This window comes from uncultured Thiodictyon sp. (assembly GCF_903828115.1).
Taxonomy (GTDB): Bacteria; Pseudomonadota; Gammaproteobacteria; order Chromatiales; family Chromatiaceae; genus Thiodictyon.
Genome location: NZ_CAIKKU010000150.1, coordinates 1 through 2,523, shown reverse-complemented (window position 1 = coordinate 2,523; position 2,523 = coordinate 1). Strand labels below are relative to the sequence as shown.

3 protein-coding genes are annotated in these 2,523 nt (G+C 60.3%); all 3 read left to right on the top strand.

From position 1 onward, the window contains the following. A partial coding sequence (locus QZY48_RS05490) for a hypothetical protein (RefSeq protein WP_295428778.1) occupies positions 1-373 on the top strand: 373 nt, incomplete at its 5' end. Positions 374-1,370: 997 nt separating this feature from the next. After that, the gene (locus QZY48_RS05485; protein ID WP_295428776.1) at positions 1,371-1,856 is read left to right on the top strand and encodes a type II toxin-antitoxin system VapC family toxin; all 486 of its coding nucleotides are present in this window, start codon (positions 1,371-1,373) and stop codon (positions 1,854-1,856) included. A gap of 400 nt (positions 1,857-2,256) precedes the next feature. Next, positions 2,257-2,496: a type II toxin-antitoxin system ParD family antitoxin gene (locus QZY48_RS05480; protein WP_295428774.1), complete on the top strand. Its 240-nt coding sequence runs from the start codon at positions 2,257-2,259 to the stop codon at positions 2,494-2,496. The last annotated feature ends 27 nt before the right edge of the window (positions 2,497-2,523 follow it).

The window sequence follows — 2,523 nt, the reverse complement described above, 5'->3', positions numbered from 1 at the left end:
GGACGGCACGGTGCTGCGTCGACGCCAAGTCACACCTGAACTGCGGTGGGGGCCAGTGTGTAAGGCTTTTTGCGAAAGCGCACTGCGCCACCCCACCTCGCCGGCCTTGGTCGCTTGCGCGGACGCGGCGATACAGTCGATTAAGTTATCGGATGCGGCCGATACCGGCATGCACCGTCGAAGCCTGCTCGGGCGCGTATGCATGGTGCTGACCTCGGCGCTGGTGCTCGACGAACTCGACAGAGGACTTACGCCCGAGCAACGGTCACTCGCCAAAACGGATCGCGATTGCGTGGCGGACTATTTGAACGATTATGGCCACGGCAAGAAGCCCTGTGGCCCGGCGGCGGTCCTGTTTTCCGAAACAGAATGATGGGGAAGCGCAGGGCTCAAGCTTTCGCGAAATCGCTATCGTGATGCCGGCTCGAGTCATGTGAGCATGGTCTGGCAATGCCTTTGGCTGGCCCTATTAAGGGTACTGACCCGAATGGCGCTAAGTTAAGGACGAGACCTCATGAGAACAGTGGCTTGCGCGGCCGGTCGGCTGGCCGAAACGCTCCAGTACCAGGTAAAACCCGGAGGAATCTGGCGGACTGTCGCTGATTCTCCAGGAACTGGGGGCTGAGCTTGCACGCAAGTTGCTGATATCATTAATCGCTCTCTTAACTTAGCGCCATTCGGTACTGACCCCTTTACCCTCTCTGACCCCTTTACCCTGACCCCTTTACCCGCCTTTACCCGAGGCATAAGTCAAGACCTGACCACGCGCCCCGGGCGACCTTTTCCGATTGCCTGGCGCTGGTGCGCCGCACCATCTGGGCTGAGGGGAATTACGTCAACTCGCTCGCGGATCAGGATCAGGTGGTAATTCCCCGCCCCGCCTGGGAGCGCGTGCTCGCGCAACTGGCCGCGACCGCCTGAGCAGCGTCGCGCGGCGTGCCGAGCCGCCGCGCCGGGGCCGCGTAGGGCATCGGACGGGTTGGCTCCGTGGTCCCCCAGGGTCCGCCGTGCGGACCCTGGCCCCGCGATTGCCGGTCGCGGCTGGCACGATGATCGGAGTCGCCTAAAATGGCCACAGTCGAGGGATACTGACCCCCTTTAGTCCCTCTTTTCTGTCTCTCTTGCTCGAGCGGAAACCGCGGCTGGCCCCAGGTTTCCGATCTTGCGCGGTTTTGCGCAAGAGGCCGGATGGTAGTCGACGCCGACCCTTGTCCTCCGCGGTTTCTTTGCCGCTTGCCAGTACCATCACGAAGGTCAGCTGCGGCTTCCCGTTGACATGCAGCCGGAAATCTGCTGAGGTATGCTAGGATTTCCAAGATAGCGGCTGGTTGGGCCGCAGCATTTTCATTCCTTATCTCCAGGATTATGGCATGGACTCCGTCTATATTGAAACATCAATCGTAAGTCACGCGACTGCCTGGACCAGCAGCGATCCGGCTATTGCCCTACTGCAGAACCAGGCAAAGCAATGGCTTGCGGATGAAGCACCGAATTATACTTTGGTTACGTCACAATTCGTCATCGACGAGGCATCACTCGGGGATCCTGACGCAGCCAAACGTCGACTGGCGCTGCTTACCGATATTCCCGTACTGCTTCCGGATGCCCGTGTCGAACAACTCGCTGACGAGATCATTGCGCGATCATTGATGCCCGAGAAGGCCCGCTTGGATGCCTTGCACGTAGCCTCCGCGGCAGTCGGCGGAGTGGAATACCTGCTGACGCAGAACTGTCGACATATTGCCAACGCCCATATCCTGCCGCGCGTGTATGACTTGCTGGAAGAACTCGGATTCCCGCGGTTATTGATCTGCACACCCGCCGAATTCCTGGGAGACCCGAACAATGGCGCTTAACCCGATACTCGAAGAGATCTATGCGGCACGCGACGAGATTCTTGCGGACTGCAAAGGGGACGTCCATGCCTATGTTCAAGGTGCTCGTGAACGAGCGCTGGCGTCGGGACGCCCAATTGCCGCGCCGAAGCAACGCGCAAGGAGAACCCCCAGAGAAGGCGTGAAGGGTCACGGGCCAACTTAATGTCGATGCTTCCAGTCACGACAAAATACCCGAGCCTGACCCACTCAAGGCCATCAGCAGGGGCGGCAGGAAACAGCTTGCGCAAGAGGCGTCGCAGGTTCCATATTGCCGACATACCTCTGCTACAATGTATTCGACCCTGCCCCCTTATTGCCGGCGGCGGGGGTCGATGCATGTTAGCCTTGCCAAGGATTGCCAAACCGCGGAGCGCCGACCATGGCCACCATGAACATCTCCCTGCCGGAAGACTTGCGCGACTTCGTGAATCGAAAGGTCGCCGCGCAGCGCTACTCCAGCACGAGCGAGTATCTCGGCGAGCTCATTCGGCGCGAGCGCGATATTGAAATGCTGCGCGAGAAGTTGTTGGCAGGACGCGACTCCGGACCAGCGGAACCGATTGACGACGCCTGGCTTGCCAGATTGCGGGCGCGAGCCGCCGGCGAGATCGCCGGATGACCGGCAAGCCCCTGGTTCTCCGACCGC